This window comes from Duganella phyllosphaerae, assembly GCF_001758785.1.
GTDB classification, from domain to species: domain Bacteria; phylum Pseudomonadota; class Gammaproteobacteria; order Burkholderiales; family Burkholderiaceae_D; genus Rugamonas; species Rugamonas phyllosphaerae.
Genome location: NZ_LROM01000087.1, coordinates 114,948 through 132,960, shown reverse-complemented (window position 1 = coordinate 132,960; position 18,013 = coordinate 114,948). Strand labels below are relative to the sequence as shown.

The following is an 18,013-nucleotide window of genomic DNA, read 5'->3' as shown; positions in this document are numbered from 1 at the left end:
CTAAATTATACCTTGTCTCGCCAGCCGCCCACGCTGCGCCATTGGGAGGCGACATGACAATAAGCGCATCACATCACCACGCATCACATAACCATATAACGAATCATTCCAAGGCCGGCGCGCCCCACGTCCTACAATGACGGGCATGACACCCGCCTGCTCCGACAAACTCGCCCAGTGGCTCTTGAACAGCATCGAGCTCGACGCCGCCGCCCTGCACGTGGGACGGTATTGCGGCCCGTGGCGCGCCTCCACTGCCGGCAAGGCGCTGGCCAGCTTCCACCTGGTACTGGCAGGCGACTGCTACCTGCACATCGCCGGTGAGCCGCCCGTGCGTTTGCGCGCGCGCGACGGCGTATTCCTTACGCGCGATGTCGCCCACTTCCTCAGTCCCTCGCCCGATCCGGCGGCACTGACCGAACGCCAGACCATGCATACGCTGTCGGTACCCGCCGCGCCGCAGGACGCGGGCAGCGCCGGCCTGGCCTGCGGCCTGTTCCGCTTCAGCGGCGCGCTCGGGCCACTGGTAATCGGCTCTTTCCCCGACGTGCTGGTGTGCCGCAGCGACGAGCCGTCGCTGGCCCATACCGCCGCGCTGTTCGACCTGATCCTGGCCGAAGCGGGCGACCCGGAACGGCCTTCCCCCCTGATCGCGCGCCTGGTCGAGCTGCTGTTCTTTTACCTGATTCGCCATGCGGCGCGCCAGGAGACGCTGGGCGCCGGCATGCTGGCGCTGGCCCAGCGCAGCGAGTTTACGATCCTGCTCGACCGCATGCTGGCCAATCCCGGCGCCGACTGGAGCATCGCGCGCATGGCGCAGGCCGCACACATGTCGCGCGCAGCTTTTTGCAAGCACTTCACCGAGGCCGGCGGCATTCCGCCCGCGCAGTTCCTGCTGCGCCTGCGCATGCGCCTGGCCACCCAGCGCCTGGGCGCTGGCGATTCGGTCGAGCAGGCGGCCGGCCACGTGGGCTACCAGTCATACGCCGCCTTCACGCGCGCCTTCAAGCGCGTGGTGGGCGAGCAGCCTGGGGCCTACCGCAAGCACGGTCGAGACGTTCGAGCATAAAAGCCAGCCATTTGGATATGGTGCGCGCGCGCGTGACGGCTGATAATATGGCTTCATCCTCACGGAAAGGTCATCATGTCCCGTCTTACACTGCACACACTCGACAGCGCACCGGCCGACAGCCGCCCCTTTGTCGAAAAAGCGATTGCCAACAACGGCTACCTGCCCAACCTGATCGGCGTGCTGGCCAATGCGCCGCAGGCGCTGGAAACCTACCTGACCGTCTCGGGCATCAACGCCCGCACCAGCCTCACGCTCGACGAGCGCGAAGTGGTGCAACTGACGGCCGCCAACATCCACGGCTGCGACTTCTGCACCGCCGGCCACTCTGCCATCGCCCTCAAGAAAGCCAACCTGGCGCCGGAGGTAGTGCGCGCACTGCAAACCAACGTCCCCACCGGCGTGGCCAGGCTGGACGCCGTGCAGCGCTTCGCCACCGCCGTCATCGCCCGCCGTGGCGCCGTGGACGATGCCGAGCTGCAAGCCTTTATCGACGCCGGCTACAACCAGCAGCAGGCGCTGGAAGTGGTGCTGGGCGTGAGCCTGGCCACGCTGTGCAATTTCGCCAACAGCCTGGCCGGCACCCCGGTCAATCCGCAGCTGCAACCCTACTTGCCCGGCGCGGTCTAAGCATGGCGGCGCTCCACGACTGGCTGGCCCGCCATGCGGACACACTCGACCAAGCCGAAGCGCTGGCCGATGAAGTGATGCCGGCGCTGGCCGCGCACGGCTGCTTCCGCGCCGGCGTGCCCGAGGCCATGGGCGGCTCTGGTGGAGATGTGCGCGACGCCATCCTCGGCATCGCCGACATCGCCCGCCATTCGCTGACGGCCGCTTTCGTGTACTGGGGCCAGCGCAGCTTCATCGAATACCTGCTGCAAAGTCCGAACGCGGCGTTGCGCGAAAAGCTGCTGCCAGCCCTGCTCGATGGCGCCCTGGCCGGCGCCACCGGCCTGTCGAACGCGATGAAGTTCCTGTCGGGGATGGAGCCGCTGCAAATCAGCGCCCTGCCCGACCACGATGGCTGGACCCTCGATGGCAAGCTAGCCTGGATCACCAACCTGCGGCCGCAGCGCTTCGTGGCGGCGGCCGCTGTCGCTCCCGTCAACGATGCGCCGCCGGCGATCGTCATGTTCGACAGCAGCGCGGCAGGCGTGCACCGCAGCGACAACCTGCAGCTGATCGCCCTGCGTGGCAGCCATACCGCCGCCGTGCGGCTCGAACAAGTCGCGGTGCCGGCCTCGAACATCATCAGCGCCGACGCGCCGAACTGGCTGCCGCGCGTGCGGCCGGCCTTCCTGGGCATGCAATGCGGCATGTCGATCGGCCTGGCGCAAGCGAGCCTGGAAGCGGCAGCCAGGGCGGCAGGCGCCGCCACCGGGCGCGGCCAGCTGGCCGACGATATCGCCACCGCACAGGAAGCGCTGGCGCAGCACACCGCGCAATTGCTGGACGGCGTGGCCAGCGGCCGTTTTGTGGCCGAAGCCCCGGCCATGTTCAGGCTGCGCATCGGCCTGGCCGGCATCGTGCGCGACGCCGTCACACTGGAACTGCACGCCAAGGGCGGCCACGCCTACCTCGAAGCGCAGCAGGACGGCTTTGCGCGCCGCCTGCGCGAGTCGGCCTTCATTCCCGTGATCACGCCGAGCATCACGCAGTTGCAGGCGGCGCTGGCCAAGCACGCGGGCGGCAGCCGATGAGCATTCTGCACGCAAAGGGCGATATTGGCGGCTGGGCCCTGCAAGGGCAAGATTTGGGCTTTGCTTATCCGGGCGCCGCGCCCACGTTCGAGCACATCGACATCGGCGTGCGTCCGCGCGAGATCGTCGCCCTGCTGGGCGGCAGTGGCTGCGGCAAATCGACGCTGCTGCGGGTACTGGCCGGCCTGCAGGCGCCGTCCAGCGGCACGCTGACCTTCCTCGATGCGCCGCTCACGGCGCCGAGCCCGCACAGCGCGCTGGTGTTCCAGCAGGCCAGCCTGCTGCCCTGGCTGAACGTGACCGCCAACGTGGGCTTCGGCCTCGATTTCTCGCGCCAGCCCAAGATTGCGCGTATCGCGCATGACCAGCGCGTGCAGGCTGCCATCGACGCCGTGGGCCTGGCCGGCAGCGAACGCCGGTATCCTGCTGCGCTGTCGGGCGGCATGGCGCAGCGCGTGGCGCTGGCCCGCGCCCTGGCCCGCCAGCCGGCGCTGCTGTTTGCCGACGAACCGTTTTCCGCGCTCGACGCGATCACCCGCGCCGACATGCAAACCCTGCTGGTGGACGTGGTGCACCGCTGGCATAGCGCCGTGCTGCTGGTCACGCACGACATCGACGAAGCGATCCTGGTGGCCGACCGCATTGTGCTGATGGGCGGCCAGCCAGGGCGCATCATGCACGAGTGGCAGGTCGAGCTGCCGCGCCCACGGCTGGCCGAGGCGCAGGCGATCGGCGCGCTGCGGCTCGAGATCCTGGCGGCGCTGCACGGCGTGCGCGCCGCCGCATAATAAAATCAAAATTCTTTTCGAAAGTCTTCCATGACCGATACCAGCAAATCCATCCACCTGTGCGCTTCCTCCAACTGCGATTGCGGCATGACCCGCCGCGATTTCCTGCGCATGTCGGCGCTCGGCACCGCCGCCGGCGCGGCGCCGCTGCTGTTTGCCGGCGACGCCTTGGCGCGGCAGGCGCCCAAGGGCGACGACCAGCCGGTCAAGATCGGCTACCTGCCGATCACCGACGCCACGCCGCTGCTGGTGGCGCACGGGCGCAAGCTGTTCGAAGCCGAAGGCTTGCAGGCCGAGACGCCGCGGCTGTTCCGCAGCTGGGCGCAGATCGTCGAAGCGTTCGTCTCGGGCCAGGTCAACGTGATCCATTTGCTGTCGCCGGCCACCATGTCGGTACGCTATGGCGCCAAGTTCCCGGCCAAGGTGGTGGCGTGGAACCACGTCAACGGCTCGGCGCTGACGGTGGCCAAGGAGATCAACCAGGTCACCGACCTCGGTGGCAAGACGGTGGCGATTCCGTTCTGGTACTCGATCCACAACATCCTGCTGCAGCAAATCCTCAGCAGCGCCGGGCTGTCGGTGGTCAGCAAGAGCCGCGAAGGCGGCATCGGCCCGAAGGAAGTCAACCTGGTCGTGCTGCCGCCAGCCGAGATGGTCTCCGCCCTGGCCAGCAAATCGATTGCCGGCTTCATCGTGGCCGAGCCGTTCAACGCGCTGGCCGAAACCAATGGCGTGGGCAAGATCTTGCGCTTCTCGGGCGACGTCTGGAAAAACCATGCGTGCTGCGTGACGTTCCTGTCCGAGCGCGACATCAACACCCGCCCGGAATGGGCGCAGCGCGTGACCAATGCCATCGTCAAGGCCCAGCTGTGGACCCGCACCAACCAGCTCGACACCGCGCGCCTGCTGTCGAATACCGACTCGCACCGCTACACGCCGCACGCGCTGCAGGTGCTGTCGAAGGTGCTCACCGTGACCGACTATGCCGACTACGAGAAGCGCGGCATCATCGTCCACAAGAACTGGAACCAGCGCCGCATCGACTTCCAGCCGTATCCGTTCGCGTCGTACACCGAGCAGATGGTCCGCGCGCTCAAGACCACGCGCCTGGAAGGCGACACCGGCTTCCTCGCCAAGCTCGATCCGGCCTTTGTCGCGCGCGACCTGGTGGACGACCGCTTCGTGCGCAAGGCGATCACCGCCGTCGGCGGCCCGGGCGCATTCGGCCTGCCGGCCAACCTGCTGCGCACCGAAACGCTGGCGGTCTAAGGGATGGCGACAGGCATGGCAAAACCGTTGAACCGTCCCGCGCGCGCGGCCCTGGCGCTGGCCGGCTTCGGCGTGGCGCTGGCGCTGTGGCAGCTGGGCGTGACGGCGCTGGAAAAGGAGACGCCGATTGCGGCCTCGTTTGCGCCGCTGGAAGCATTGCGCGCGCTGGTCCAGCTACTTGCTGGCGCCTACATCTGGCAAGACATTGGCCTCAGTTTGCGGCGGGTGGCCTACGGGCTGGCGGCGGCGGTGGCCATCGGCGTGCCGCTGGGCGTGCTGGTGGGCAGTTCGCGCCGGGTGGCGGCCGCCTTGATGCCGCTGTTCCAGCTGCTGCGCATGGTCTCGCCGCTGTCGTGGATGCCGCTGGCGGTGATGACGCTCGGCGTGGGCGACGCGCCCGTGTACTTCCTGCTGGCGTTTGCGGCCGTGTGGCCGATCCTGCTCAATACCGCCACCGGCGTGGCGCGGCTCGATCCCAACTGGCTGCTGCTGGCGCGCAGCCTGTCGGCCACGCCGACGGAAACCGTGCTGCGCGTGGTCCTGCCAGGCATTACCGCCGACATCCTGACCGGCGTGCGGCTGGCGATCGGCATCATCTGGATCGTGCTGGTGCCGGCCGAGATGCTGGGGGTGTCGGCGGGCCTCGGTTACTTCATCCTCGATGCGCGCGACCGACTGGCGTACAACGAGCTGATGGCGGCGATCGTGCTGATCGGCCTGTTGGGCTTTGCGCTCGACTGGCTGGCGCGGTGGGCGCACGCGCGCTGGCTGCACACCAGATAGGCCGTTGACCGGCCCGGGGTGAAGTTCAAGCCCTGGGCTGGTTATAATGGCGTATGCAAAAACTACCTCTCCTCGGCAATATCACGCCGGCGCAGTTCCTGCGCGACTACTGGCACAAAAAGCCCCTGCTGATCCGTAACGCCATCCCCGGCTTCAAGCCGCTGCTGACGCTCGACGCACTGGCCAAGCTGGCCTCCACCAACCATGCCGAATCGCGCCTGATCACGGCCGTCGACGGCCAGTGGGACATGCAGCACGGCCCGCTGGAAACCCTGCCGGCCCGCACCGAGCGCGAATGGACCATGCTGGTCCAGGGCGTGAACCTGTTCGACGCCAAGGCCGACGCCCTGCTGCGCCAGTTCCGTTTCCTGCCCGATGCGCGCCTCGACGACCTGATGGTCAGCTTCGCCACCGATGGCGGCGGCGTCGGTCCCCACTTCGATTCGTACGACGTGTTCCTGTTGCAGGCGCAAGGCCAGCGCCGCTGGCGCATCGGCCCGCAAAAGGACCTGACCCTGATCGAAGGCCTGCCGCTGAAAATCCTCGCCAACTTCACGCCCGACGAAGAATTCGTGCTCGAACCGGGCGACATGTTGTACCTGCCGCCCCACTACGCCCACGACGGCGTGGCCATTGGCGACTGCCAGACCTATTCGATCGGCTTCCGCGCGCCGTCGTACCAGGAACTGGGCGAAGGCTTCCTGCAATTCATGGCCGACTCGATCGACCTGCCGGGCCGCTACGCCGATCCGGAACTGGAACCGACCAGCAAGCCGGCCGAGATTCCGCGCGATATGTTAGAGACCATCATCGAAGAGATGAACAAGGTGCGCTTCACCGAAGACGACATCACCATCTTCCTGGGCGAGTACATGTCGGAGCCCAAACACAATGTGTTCTTCACCGGCCCGGCCAAGCCGCTCACGTTCGGCAAGTTCGGCGATGCGGTGGCCAAGAAGGGCCTGGTCCTGTCGCGCAAGACCCAGATGCTCTATCGCGGCAAGAACGTGTTCATCAACGGCGAATCGTTCGGCGTGGGCCGGGCCGACAAGCTTACCCTCGAACTGCTGGCCAACGAACGCGCCTTGACCGGCGAACAGTTCGCCAAGGCGTCCGATGACGTGCTCGAAGCGCTGTACACCTGGTACCAGGACGGCTGGGTGGAGCTGGGCTGATGTCGGCCCCGCCCAACTTCCCGGCCCAGTGGCAACCGCTGGTGGACCAGGCGGCGGCCGCCTTGCGGGCGCTGGCCCTCGACGAGCAGGCCAAGGATAAATTCTGCAACGACCCGCTGCTGCAACCGCTGATGCACAAGGTGTCGCAGCGCTACGTGGCCGGCCAGACCGTGGCGCAGGCGCTGGCGCGGGTGGAGTCCATCATCGCCCGCGGCCATGCGGCGTCGGCCGACTACATGGGCGAGAGCGTACGCGATGAAGCGCTGGCCATGGCCGAGACCGGGGTCTTCATGGACTTGGTGGCCGGCATCGGCCAGCGCAACCTCAATTGTTCGATCTCGCTCGACCTCTCGCACGTGGGTTCGCTGGTGGACGTGGAGCTCGGCTACCGCAACTTGCGCCGCATTGCGCTCGCTGCTGCCGCCATCAACCGCGAGGTGATGATCTCGATGGAAGGCGTGGACCGCGCCGACGACATCTACGCGGTCTACACGCGCCTGCACCAGCAGGACGGCTTGCACAACGTGGGCATCACGGTGCCGGCGCGGCGCCATCGCACCGCTACCGACCTGGCGGCGATGCTGAAGCTGCCGGGCCGCATCCGGCTGGTCAAGGGCGCCTACCTCGACCCCGACGAGCAGTCATGGCAGCGCAACAGCGACGAGCTGGCAGCCGCCTACCGGGCCTTTGCGCGCACCTTGCTGGAGAGCGGCCACAAGTGCTCGATTGCCACCCACGACCGCGCCATCCAGGCCGAACTGGTGACCCTGATCCAGCAGGAACGGATCGACCCACGCTGGTACGAATTCGAATCGCTGATCGGCCTGGGTACCGGACAAATCGATGATCTGAGCGCGCGCGGCTACCCTACCCGCGAATACGCGGTATTCGGCGCCGAGCACTTTTTATATGTGCTCAACCGCATCGCCGAAGAGCCGATCCGGGTGTACCAGGCCGTCATCGACGTCATGCAAACCGGGGAATAAGACGTGGCTATGTGCGTTGGCTACGAATTATTACAATTTGTCCTGCATTAAGTGCGTAATTGCTAACGAACTGGGCTGGACTATGGCCCGGTTCCGGGTAAAATGCGCATGTTCGGGCGAAAGCTGGTAACGTCACGATCCAGGCGTTTTGCGGATCTAAAACGAAATGTTGCGATATCGCAAAATTGTTCTGCGAACAGGATGTTGTCCTATTGCGACGCACTAAAAATCGCTATAATATTCGGTTAGGAAGTTTCCGTTGTCTGGCAGGCACCATTTCAGGTACGAAAAGCCTTCGAAGACGACCTAATGAGCGATAATTACCGGTAATTATTCATCGCAACACTGTGTTTAAATTTGAATTAACTAAGGAAAACAAATGAAAAAATCCCTGCTGATCGCTTCCCTGCTGGCCGTAGCTGCTCTGACCGCTTGCTCGAAAAAAGAAGAAGCTCCTGTTGCTCCAGCTCCAGTAGCTGCTCCAGAAGCCGCTCCAGTTGTGACCCCAGCTCCAGCTGACGCTGCTGCTCCAGCTGCTGCTGACGCTGCTGCTGCCGCTTCGCAAGCTGCTTCGGCCGCTGCTGACGCAGCTGCTGCTGCTTCGACCGCCGCTTCGGCTGCTGCTTCGAAGTAATTCGACAGCATTCTAAAAACCGGCCTACGGGCCGGTTTTTTTTGCCCGCGTTTTAATACCGGCGAACTTGACGATGATCCGAGACGTAAAAAAACCGGCGCGAGGCCGGTTTTTTTGCACTGCACCAGGATTACTTGAGCTGGTCGTACAGCACGCTCATGATCTTGTCGCCGACCTGGGTGGCTTCCGGTGCGCCGGCATTGGTGAGCACGGTGACCGCGCTGGTATTGCCGTCGGCAGCCTTGACCTGGATGCGGTAGCGCTGGGCTTCCTTGTCGGCTTCGGAGGACGAGCCCCAGCTGAACAACTTGCCGAAGAAGCCCTTGCTCTCGACCGTATCGTCGATGTAGCGCACAAAATAGGTGCCGGTGGTGCGGTCGCGGTCTTCCACCGTGAAGCCGGCGCGGTCCAGCGCCAGGCCCACGCGGCGCCAGGCGCGGTCGAAACCTTCATCGACCTGCACGTAGCGGGCGGCGCCGGCGCCGACCAGGGATGCGTGCTGAGGTTGCACCACGGCCGAATCGACGGCAGTCTTGACGCTCGGCGCATCTTTCTTGTCGTCGCCATTGCCCAGGCGGGTCATCAGCTTGGCCAGGAATTCCGCCTCGAGGCCCGGATCGTTCGGACGCGAGGTCCAGATCGCGGTGTCCTTTTGCGCGCCTTGCAGCACTTCCTGCACGCCGCGGTGGCTGATGTAGATCTCGCTCGAGCCATCGGCGCGGCGTTCGATGCGGGTGCGGAACTTGTCGCGCTCACCGGTCGAATAGGCCGAATCGAATACTTTGCCGATGGTGTTACGGATGAAGTCCTGCGGAATCTTGGCGCGGTTTTCGGTCCAGTCGGTTTCCATGATGCCTGCCGCCGGCACTTCCTGCGACAGCTTGAAGCCCGCATCTTCCCAGAACTGGGTCAATTGCGGCCACAGCTGCTCCGGAGTCTGCTTGATTACCAGCCAGCGCTGGTTGCCATCGCGTTCCACCTTGATGTCGTTGATCGAGGTGGGCACCACGGTGCCCACGGCCGGCTGGCCAGGCACCACGGCCGGGCCACCGGCTGCGGCAGCAGCCGAACGCGCGGCGTTGTAGCCCGAAGCGGTAGCCACGCCGTTGGTCGAATCGGGCTGGGCGTAACGGCTGTCTTTTTGCAGTTGCGTCAGATCGGGCGGTACGTCGAGCGGCACGGCCTTCTTGGCGCCCTTGTAATCGACCTTGTCGTTGCCGATGACCGAGTTGATCATGCCGCAACCGGTCAGGCTGGCCACCAAGGCACCCGTTACCAGGGCGCGCTGCGAAGTAATAAAAGCTGTCTTGCGAATAGTCATGTATTTATATGCAGCAAAAGTTAATCCCAGCGATTCGGGACGGGATGCTTTTTTTGAACCAGGGTAATTACAGGACGCCGGCTTCGTGTAGGGCCGCGCGGACGGCTTCGTGGCAATCGTCGGCCAGCGGCACCAGCGGCAGGCGGATGCCGGCAGGCATTTTGCCCATCTCGGCAAGCGCCCACTTGACCGGCACCGGATTCGGTTCGATGAACAGCTTCTGGTGCAGCGGGAACATCAGATTATTCAGTGGGACGGCCTTGGCGACATCGCCGGCGATGGCGGCAGCACACATCTGCGCCATGGCTTTGGGCATGACGTTGGCGGTGACCGAGATGTTGCCGGCGCCACCAGCGAGCATCAGCGCCATGGCGGTGGGGTCGTCGCCCGAGTACACGGCAAAGTCGGCCGGGGCCAGGCGCAGCAGGTCGAAACCGCGCGCGATATTGCCGGTGGCGTCTTTCACGCCGACTATGTTCGAGATTTTTGCCAGGCGCAGGATAGTGTCGTTGCTCATGTCGGCCACAGTACGGCCCGGCACGTTGTACAGGATCACCGGCAGGTCCACCGCTTCGGCAATCGCCTTGAAGTGCTGGTACATGCCCTCTTGCGTAGGACGGTTGTAGTAAGGCACCACTTGCAGGGTGGCATCGGCGCCGGCTTCCTTGGCAAAGCGGGACAGCTTGATCGCTTCGGCGGTGGAGTTGCCACCGGCGCCGGCGATGATCGGGATGCGGCCCCTGGCATGGGCAACCGTCGCCTTGATCAGCGCGCAGTGCTCTTCCACGCTGACGGTGGCCGATTCGCCGGTGGTGCCGGCGATGACGATGCTGTTCGTGCCTTCGGCAATGTGCCAGTCGATCAGCTTGTTCAAACCCTCGAAGTCCAGACTGCCGTCCGCGTGCATCGGGGTGACGATTGCTACTATGCTGCCCTTGATCATAGGAATAACTGCATAAAGTATTAAAACAACGATTGTAGACGATGACTCGGATGTATGGTGCTTTTCACGGCGATTACAAACATAAATTCGAGTGAACGCTCAGGTCTCAGAATGGCGGCAACAGCGCCGCAGACCGCGGAAACTCGGGCTTGACGGCGCAGATGCGCTGCACCATGGCCTGCTTGGGCTGCTGGGTGACGCCGTCTTCGAAAGCGACCACGCGCAGGCCGTTTTCAAGCGCCAGCGCCAGCAATTCACCCGGTTGCAGCAGGAAATCGGGGTTCGACGGCTTGCCGAACTGGGCATTGCCGTCGGCAAAGGTTTCGTAGATCAGCACGCCGTTCGGCGCCAGGCTGCCCAGCATGTCCGCCAGCAGCGGACGGTGCAGGTAGTTGGTCACCACGATGCCGGCAAAGCGCTCGGGACCGAATGGCCAGACCGCGCCCGCCTCTTCCAGGTCGATCGGCGTGGTGGTGATGCCGGGACCGGCGGCCTCGAGCAGCGCCTCGGGATTGCCATCGAGCGCCAGCACCGCGTGGCCAAGCGTGACCATGTGGCGCGAATGGCGGCCCTTGCCGCACGCGAGGTCCAGCACTTCGCCGCCGGGCACCAGTGGGGCGTAGCGTTGTACCCAGGGAGAGATGTTTTCGCTCATGATGTCTTTACAGGGTGGGACTTCAAATCAGGTTCAACGCAGGATGGCGACCAGGGGCATCACCATGACCTTGAACATTTGCTGTATAAAAAGAATGCATTCCATCAGCACACCGGTTAGCAGGCCGAACTGCAGCATGACGATCAGCGCGATAAACACCACCACGCCATACCGCTCGATCTTGGCGTAATGATACGCATACGGCATGGGCAGGATGCCGGTGACAATGCGGCCGCCGTCCAGCGGTGGTAATGGAATCAGGTTGAACACGCACATGGCGGCATTGACCAGCACACCCGCCTCGGCCATCTTGACAAAGAAATCTTCCCGGCCCTGGCCAAACCCAAGCATCAGCACCACCCACAGCACGGTCCAGCCGAACCCCATGACAAAATTGGCGCCCGGTCCGGCGGCGGCCACGAAGGCCATTTGCTTCTTGGGATTGCGCAGTCGCTCGTAATCGACCGGTACCGGCCTGGCGTAGCCCAGCGGTGGAAGTCCGAGAAAAGCCAGTCCCAGCGGCAATAAAATTGTGCCAAATGGGTGGATGTGGCGCGCAGGATTCAAGCTCAGGCGCCCCATGTCGGCTGCCGTGGAGTCGCCGAAGTAACGGGCCACGTAGCCGTGGGCCGCTTCGTGCAGGGAGATCGCAAAGAGGACCGGAATGGCGTAGACCGTGGCGGTCTGGATGATGCTGTCAATGTCCATGGGGCATGATTCTACCAGAGGCGGCGTGAAGGATCGGTACGCCGGCCGGGGCCGGCGCGCGGTGAACAGTACAGCCCGGGGCAGCGGCGATCAGATCCCGAACACGGAAGCATCGCCCCGGCCCTGGCGCACCAGTTCGGGCTCAGCGCCGGTCAGGTCGATCACGGTGGTCGGTTCCATGCTGCAGGCGCCGCCGTCGATCACCAGTTCCAGCTGCTTGCCGAGGCGCTCGCAAATGGTGTCGGCGTCGTTGAGCGCCTCGGTCTCGCCCGGCATGATCAGGGTGGTGCCGAGCAGCGGCTGGCCCAGCTCGGCCAGCAAGGCGTTGATGATGGCGTCTTCCGGCACGCGCAAGCCGATGGTCTTGCGCGACGGATGGCTCAAGCGGCGCGGCACCACCTTGGTGGCTTCGAGAATGAAGGTAAACGGGCCGGGCGTGGCGGCTTTCAGCAGGCGGAACTGGCGGTTATCGACGCGCGCATACACGCCCAGCTCGCTCAAATCGCGGCACAGCAAAGTGAGATGGTGTTTCTCGTCGATGCCGCGCAGGCGGCGCAACCGTTCGACCGCGCCCTTGTCGTCCAGGTGGCATACCAGCGCATAGCAGGAATCGGTCGGCACCGCGACGATGCCGCCGCCGTGGATGATTTGCGCCGCCTGCTTGATCAGGCGGACCTGCGGGTTGTCGGGATGGATCTGGAAAAATTGGCTCATAAGTGATCAGCAGTTCAGGCGCGCAGATTTTGCAGCGCGGCAATACGTTGTTCGAAGGGCGGGTGGGTGGAGAACAGCGCGCTCCAGCCACGGCCACTGGTAATGCCGGCCGCCGCGATCGATTGCGGCAAGGCGCCGGGCGGCACGCCGTTCAGCCGGGCCAGCGCGTGCTGCATCGGCATGGTGCTGCCCAGCAGCTTGGCCGAGCCGGCATCGGCGCGGAATTCGCGCTGGCGCGAGAACCAGGCCACGATCAGCGAAGCGGCCAGGCCGAAAATCAGCTCGCACACGAACACGGTGGCCATGTAGCCGATGCCCACGCCCTGGCGCTCGGTGTTTTTCAGCAGCACCTTGTCGACAAAGAAGCCGACGATGCGCGCCAGGAACACCACGAAGGTGTTGACCACGCCCTGGATCAGCGTCATGGTCACCATGTCGCCGTTGGCGATGTGGGCCACCTCGTGGCCCAGCACGGCCTCCACTTCCTGCTGGTTCATGCTTTCGAGCAGGCCTGTGGAAACGGCCACCAGCGCCGAGTTTTTAAAGGCGCCAGTCGCGAACGCGTTCGGCTCGCCCGGATAGACGGCTACTTGCGGCATGCCGATACCGGCGCGCTCGGACAATTGGCGCACGGTATTGACCAGCCATGCCTCGGTGGCGTTAGCCGGCTGGTCGATCACGCGCGCGCCGGTGGACCACTTGGCCATCGGTTTGCTGATCAACAGCGAAAAGATCGCGCCGGTAAAGCCCACCACCAGCGAAAACGCCAGCAGGCTGCCCAGTTCCAGCGTGTTGCCCGCGCCGGGACGGCCGATGCCCAGCAGCGACAGGACAATGGACAGCACCAGCAGCACAGCGAGGTTGGTGGCGATAAACAGGACGATGCGTTTCATGGGATAGTTCTCCGTGCGGACAAGATTGCCCAGATCATAATGTATGACCGGAGTATCGCAAATTCAAGAGGCTGAAGCTTAAAGCTGTCAGAACCAGTCGTGCCAGACCGGTGTGACATTGGCCGGCAACGGCGGCAATGCCGCGAAATCCACGCGCGACTCGCCCGGCGCATGGAAATCGGACCCGCGCGAGGCCAGGAAGCCATAATAATTGGCCAGTTGCGCGTACTCGGGATACTGGTCCGGCGTGTGGCTGCCGGTGACCACTTCGATGGCGACGCCACCGAGCTGCTTGAATTCGTCGAACAACTGGCCCTGGGCCAGCTGGGTGAACTTGTAGCGGCCCGGGTGGGCGATCACGGCCACGCCGCCAGCCGCGCGGATCCAGCCCACGCTTTCGGCCAAGGTGCCCCACGAATGCGGCACATAGCCGGGCCGGCCTTCCGATAAATACTTGCGGAACACTTCCGGGATATTCGCGCAGGCGCCGGTCTCGACCAGGTAACGGGCAAAATGGGTGCGCGACATCAGGTCCGGGTTGCCGACGAATTTCAGCGCGCCCTCGTAAGCGCCGTCGATGCCGGCCAACGCCAGCTGGCGCGAAATTTCGCGGGCGCGGTTGTCGCGCCCGGAACGGGTGCGGGCCAGGCCGGCGGTGAGCTCGGGATGGTGTTCGTCGATATTGAGGCCGACGATGTGCACGGTTTCCCTGGCCCAGGTGATCGAGATTTCCACGCCGGTGATAAAGCGCATGCCCTGCTCTTCTGCCGCCACGCGCGCGGCCGCAATGCCGCCCACTTCGTCGTGGTCGGTCAGCGCCCACACGTCCACGCCGGCCTGGCGCGCGTACGCAGCCACGGCCTCGGGCGTCATGACGCCGTCGGAAACGTTGGAATGGCAGTGCAGGTCAACTTTGAGCATGATATTTTCGGGGTCGATTAAGCCTCCATTGTACGCTGCCTGCGATTTAATCTTGGAGGAAATCCTCGATCAGGCGCGCCAGCGCCACCGGCTGATCATGGTGCAACATGTGGCCGGCGCCGACGATGGTTTCGCGGCGCAGATTGCGCAAGTGGCCCAGGCGGCGGTCGAGCTCCACCCGCCCCTTCGGCTGCGCGCCCAGCCAGTCCCACATATTGGTCTGGTCGGCCTCCACCCACAGCACCGGCGCGGTGATCGCGTCCCAGCACGCCAGGATATCTTCCACGTGGTATGGCAAGGGACCGGCCTGCTTGTGAACGGGGTCGCCAAGAATTTCCCACTGGCCCACGTCGTTTTGCGCCGACCAGTGCTGCGCCAGGAAGGCGGCGCGCTCGTCCGAGAGGCGCGGGTTGGTCTTTTGCAGGCGTGCTGCCACGGCTGACTGGGTAGCATAGCTGCGCAACTCCGGTTTTTCCAGCAGGCCGTCGAGCCACTGGGCGTAGCGGCCCGGGGTTTGCTCCGGGCGCGGCGCGCGCAGGCCCGCGCCCTCGAGGTTGATCAGCTTGCGGATGCGCTCGGGCCGCGCACCGGCGTACAGGCCGACGACATTGCCGCCCATGCTGTGGCCCAGCAGGTTGACGGCCTGGCCCGGCGCATAATGGCGCAGAATGGCGTCGAGGTCGGCCAGGTAGTCGGGGAACCAGTAGGTATCGGCGCCACTGCGCGCCGACAGGCCAAAGCCGCGCCAGTCCGGGGCGATCACGTGCCAGTCGCCCTGCAAGGCATCGACCACGAACTGGAACGACGCGCCTACGTCCATCCAGCCATGCATCATGAAGATCTTCGGCGCCCCGTCCCTGCCCCAGTGGCGCACATGGCAGCGCAGGCCGCGGATGGTAAGCATTTCGGAGCGCGACGGCGTGAGGATCATGATGTATGCCTTGAAATTAGCGAACACGGCGCAACATCAGGTGATTGCTGGCCGCAGACAGTTGAACAAACAAAATAATAGCACGACCGTTCGCCGCACGTGCAGGCCCCGTGCAGGCGTAAAATAGCGGGTTATCGTGGCCATGCCTATACACCGCCAAAACAGATTGGAACCCCATATGAGCACTACCCTGTCCCAGGACACCCTGCAGAAATTCATTTTCGACAACGCTGCCGTGCGCGGCCAGTTCATCGACATCTCGGCCACGTGGCGCGAGGTGCTGGCGCGCCACGAATACCCGGCGCCGGTGAAAAAGCTGCTGGGCCAGATGGTCAGTGCGGCGGCGCTGCTGTCGGCCAATCTCAAGTTCAACGGTTCGATCATCATGCAGATCCATGGTGACGGCCCGGTGCGCCTGCTGGTGGTCGAGTGCGACTCCGACCTGCGCCTGCGCGCCACCGCCAAGCTGGCGCCCGACGCCGTGATCGCCGCCGACGCCTCGCTGGCCTCGCTGCTCAACGCTACCGGCAACGGCCGCTTCATCATCACCCTCGACCCGGCCGACAAGGTGCCGGGCCAGCAGCCGTACCAGGGCATCGTGCCACTGGACGGCGAGGACGTGGCGACTGTCATCGAAAATTATATGTTGCGCTCGGAACAGCTCGATACCAAGCTGTGGCTGGCCACCGACGACACCACCTCGCGCGGGCTGCTGCTGCAAAAGCTGCCTGACCACGGCGGCAAGGCCGGCGTGGAACCGCTGTCGGCCGACGAAGCGCTGGAGACCTGGAACCGCGCCGTCATGCTCGGTGGCACGCTGAAGGAACAGGAAATGCTGGAGACCACGGTGGACGTGCTGATGCAGCGCCTGTTCTGGGAAGAGACGATCCGCGTGTTCGAACCGCTCACGCCGACCTTCCACTGCAACTGCACCCGCGAAAAAGTGGGCAATATGCTCAAAATGCTGGGCCAGGCGGAAATCGACAGCGTGGTGGAAGAGCAAGGCCACGTGGGCGTGAACTGCGACTTCTGCGGCCAGCACTACGACTACGACAAGGTGGACGTGGCCCAGCTGTTCGCCACCGATGCGCCGGTGGAAGCCTTGCTGCCACCGGCCGACCTCAAGCAATAACCCCTAAGGCTTGGCTGGCTCTGCGGGGTCGGCCGAGCTGGCATACCGCTGCGCCAGCACCGCGCACACCATCAACTGCAACTGATGGAACAGCATCAGCGGCAACACCACCGCCCCCAGCGTTCCTCCCGCGAACAGCACCTTGGCCATCGGCACCCCGCTGGCCAGGCTCTTTTTCGACCCGCAGAACACGATTGCAATCCGGTCCTCGCGGCTGAAGCCCAGCTTGCGGCTCAGTTTGGCAGCCGTGAACATCACCAGCCCCAGCAGGATCACGTCGATCAGCAGCAACCCGGCCAGTGACCGGCCGGAGACCTGGTGCCACAAGCCCTGCCCCACCGCTTCGCTGAACGCCGTGTACACCACCAGCAAAATCGAACCCTGGTCCACCAGCCGGGTGATGGCCTTGTTGCGCTCGACCCAGGCGCCGATCCAGCGCCGCGCCACCTGGCCGGCAATGAACGGCAGCAGCAGCTGGGTGGCGATCTGGACGAACGATTCGAGCGACGAACCGCCCTGCATCTGGGCACTGGTCAACAGGCCGACCAGCAGCGGCGTCATGAATATCCCCAGCAGGTTGGAAGCTGAAGCGCTGCAAATGGCAGCCGGCACATTGCCGCGCGCAGCGGCCGTGAAGGCGATCGACGACTGCACCGTGGACGGCAACATGCACAGGAACAAAATCCCCAGGTACAGGTCGGGCGTGACCAGCGGTTCGAGCAGCGGCCGCAAGCCCAGGCCCAGCAGCGGGAACAGCGCGAACGTGCACAGCAGCACCAGCAGGTGCAGGCGCCAGTGCGTGATGCCGGCCACCACCGCCTCGCGCGAGAGCTTGGCGCCGTGCAGGAAGAACAGCAGGCACACGGCCGCTTGGGTGACGTTGTCGAACACCACGGCGGCCTGGCCGGTACAGGGAAACAGGCTGGCGGCGGCGACCGTGACGAGCATGGCCAGCGTGAAGTGATCGGGGAGGTATTTCGGACGACTCATTTTCTCGAACATTTGATGGCAAGGATGTCGATGCCGCCGACGATGCGTACCGACGACGGGCTGCGCACCAGGTCCACCCGCTCCAGGCACTCGCCGCGCGTGAGGCTGTACTGGGTGCGGGTGCACGCGGTGAGCGTGCCGGCGCTGCTGCTCTGGCAGTCGAACTGCTCGGCGCGCATGCGCACCAGCGCCTCGTCGAGGGACATGCCCGGCGCGATGGTGGACGTGACGAAGTTGCCCAGCTTGCCCTGGTTGGCGGTGTAGCAGCCTCCGAGTGACAACGCCAGCGCCAGGACGGCAAGAACGGCGGGGATACGCATGGTGTGATTCCTGGTTATTTCCGTTGAGCACAGTGTACCAGCCCCGCCATTTTTGCGGTCACTGAGCGGTCACTGAGCCGT

Annotated in this window: 20 protein-coding genes; 10 read left to right on the top strand and 10 right to left on the bottom strand. The window is 64.6% G+C overall.

Annotation, left to right across the window (positions count from 1 at the left end):
- The first annotated feature begins 145 nt into the window (after window positions 1-145).
- The 9 genes from DUPY_RS13545 to DUPY_RS27225 all read left to right on the top strand — a co-directional run bounded on the left by DUPY_RS13545 (window position 146) and on the right by DUPY_RS27225 (window position 8,404).
- Window positions 146-1,069, top strand: a complete 924-nt coding sequence (locus DUPY_RS13545) for an AraC family transcriptional regulator (protein ID WP_229255360.1) — start codon at window positions 146-148, stop codon at window positions 1,067-1,069.
- A 75-nt stretch (window positions 1,070-1,144) separates the two neighbouring features.
- Window positions 1,145-1,699: a carboxymuconolactone decarboxylase family protein gene (locus DUPY_RS13540; RefSeq protein ID WP_070248842.1), complete on the top strand. Its 555-nt coding sequence runs from the start codon at window positions 1,145-1,147 to the stop codon at window positions 1,697-1,699.
- 2 nt (window positions 1,700-1,701) lie between these two features.
- On the top strand, window positions 1,702-2,769 hold the full coding sequence (locus DUPY_RS13535; protein WP_070248840.1) for an acyl-CoA dehydrogenase family protein: 1,068 nt from the start codon (window positions 1,702-1,704) through the stop codon (window positions 2,767-2,769).
- Window positions 2,766-3,557, top strand: a complete 792-nt coding sequence (locus tag DUPY_RS13530; protein ID WP_070248838.1) for an ABC transporter ATP-binding protein — start codon at window positions 2,766-2,768, stop codon at window positions 3,555-3,557. Before DUPY_RS13535 ends, DUPY_RS13530 begins: the two co-directional genes overlap by 4 nt.
- 30 nt (window positions 3,558-3,587) lie before the next feature.
- The gene (locus tag DUPY_RS13525) at window positions 3,588-4,826 is read left to right on the top strand and encodes an ABC transporter substrate-binding protein (protein WP_070248836.1); all 1,239 of its coding nucleotides are present in this window, start codon (window positions 3,588-3,590) and stop codon (window positions 4,824-4,826) included.
- Window positions 4,827-4,841: 15 nt separating this feature from the next.
- Window positions 4,842-5,609: an ABC transporter permease gene (locus DUPY_RS13520; RefSeq protein ID WP_070248835.1), complete on the top strand. Its 768-nt coding sequence runs from the start codon at window positions 4,842-4,844 to the stop codon at window positions 5,607-5,609.
- Between the two features lie 53 nt (window positions 5,610-5,662).
- The gene (locus tag DUPY_RS13515; protein WP_070248834.1) at window positions 5,663-6,784 is read left to right on the top strand and encodes a cupin domain-containing protein; all 1,122 of its coding nucleotides are present in this window, start codon (window positions 5,663-5,665) and stop codon (window positions 6,782-6,784) included.
- Window positions 6,784-7,770 (top strand): proline dehydrogenase family protein, encoded by a 987-nt coding sequence (locus DUPY_RS13510; protein ID WP_070248831.1) that lies wholly within the window; start codon window positions 6,784-6,786, stop codon window positions 7,768-7,770. The genes DUPY_RS13515 and DUPY_RS13510 overlap by 1 nt, the downstream gene beginning before the upstream one ends.
- A gap of 379 nt (window positions 7,771-8,149) precedes the next feature.
- The gene (locus tag DUPY_RS27225; protein ID WP_071651632.1) at window positions 8,150-8,404 is read left to right on the top strand and encodes a hypothetical protein; all 255 of its coding nucleotides are present in this window, start codon (window positions 8,150-8,152) and stop codon (window positions 8,402-8,404) included.
- Window positions 8,405-8,534: 130 nt separating this feature from the next.
- On the opposite strand, the gene bamC is transcribed toward DUPY_RS27225, so the two are convergent.
- The 8 genes from bamC to DUPY_RS13470 all read right to left on the bottom strand — a co-directional run bounded on the left by bamC (window position 8,535) and on the right by DUPY_RS13470 (window position 15,490).
- A complete protein-coding gene (bamC, locus tag DUPY_RS13505) occupies window positions 8,535-9,725 on the bottom strand; it encodes an NlpB/DapX family lipoprotein (protein ID WP_070248830.1) in 1,191 nt (396 codons plus the stop codon).
- 67 nt (window positions 9,726-9,792) lie between these two features.
- Window positions 9,793-10,668, bottom strand: a complete 876-nt coding sequence (gene dapA, locus DUPY_RS13500) for a 4-hydroxy-tetrahydrodipicolinate synthase (protein WP_070248828.1) — start codon at window positions 10,666-10,668, stop codon at window positions 9,793-9,795.
- Window positions 10,669-10,774: 106 nt separating this feature from the next.
- Window positions 10,775-11,323 (bottom strand): class I SAM-dependent methyltransferase, encoded by a 549-nt coding sequence (locus tag DUPY_RS13495; RefSeq protein ID WP_070248826.1) that lies wholly within the window; start codon window positions 11,321-11,323, stop codon window positions 10,775-10,777.
- Window positions 11,324-11,356: 33 nt separating this feature from the next.
- Entirely contained in the window at window positions 11,357-12,031 is a 675-nt protein-coding gene (locus DUPY_RS13490) for a site-2 protease family protein (protein ID WP_070248824.1), read from the bottom strand.
- A 90-nt stretch (window positions 12,032-12,121) separates the two neighbouring features.
- Entirely contained in the window at window positions 12,122-12,745 is a 624-nt protein-coding gene (locus DUPY_RS13485; protein ID WP_070248822.1) for an L-threonylcarbamoyladenylate synthase, read from the bottom strand.
- Window positions 12,746-12,759: 14 nt separating this feature from the next.
- Window positions 12,760-13,638: a protease HtpX gene (gene htpX / locus DUPY_RS13480; protein ID WP_070248821.1), complete on the bottom strand. Its 879-nt coding sequence runs from the start codon at window positions 13,636-13,638 to the stop codon at window positions 12,760-12,762.
- A gap of 87 nt (window positions 13,639-13,725) precedes the next feature.
- Window positions 13,726-14,559: a 3',5'-nucleoside bisphosphate phosphatase gene (locus DUPY_RS13475; protein WP_070248818.1), complete on the bottom strand. Its 834-nt coding sequence runs from the start codon at window positions 14,557-14,559 to the stop codon at window positions 13,726-13,728.
- A 46-nt stretch (window positions 14,560-14,605) separates the two neighbouring features.
- Complete coding sequence (locus DUPY_RS13470) at window positions 14,606-15,490, bottom strand: alpha/beta fold hydrolase (RefSeq protein WP_070248941.1); 885 nt, start codon at window positions 15,488-15,490, stop codon at window positions 14,606-14,608.
- 178 nt (window positions 15,491-15,668) lie between these two features.
- On the opposite strand from DUPY_RS13470, the gene hslO reads away from it, so the two are divergent.
- Complete coding sequence (gene hslO / locus DUPY_RS13465) at window positions 15,669-16,622, top strand: Hsp33 family molecular chaperone HslO (RefSeq protein WP_070248816.1); 954 nt, start codon at window positions 15,669-15,671, stop codon at window positions 16,620-16,622.
- Window positions 16,623-16,625: 3 nt separating this feature from the next.
- On the opposite strand, the gene DUPY_RS13460 is transcribed toward hslO, so the two are convergent.
- Both DUPY_RS13460 and DUPY_RS13455 read right to left on the bottom strand, forming a co-directional pair.
- Window positions 16,626-17,612 (bottom strand): bile acid:sodium symporter family protein, encoded by a 987-nt coding sequence (locus DUPY_RS13460; protein ID WP_070248814.1) that lies wholly within the window; start codon window positions 17,610-17,612, stop codon window positions 16,626-16,628.
- A complete protein-coding gene (locus DUPY_RS13455; protein WP_070248812.1) occupies window positions 17,609-17,932 on the bottom strand; it encodes a hypothetical protein in 324 nt (107 codons plus the stop codon). Before DUPY_RS13455 ends, DUPY_RS13460 begins: the two co-directional genes overlap by 4 nt.
- Window positions 17,933-18,013 lie beyond the last annotated feature (81 nt).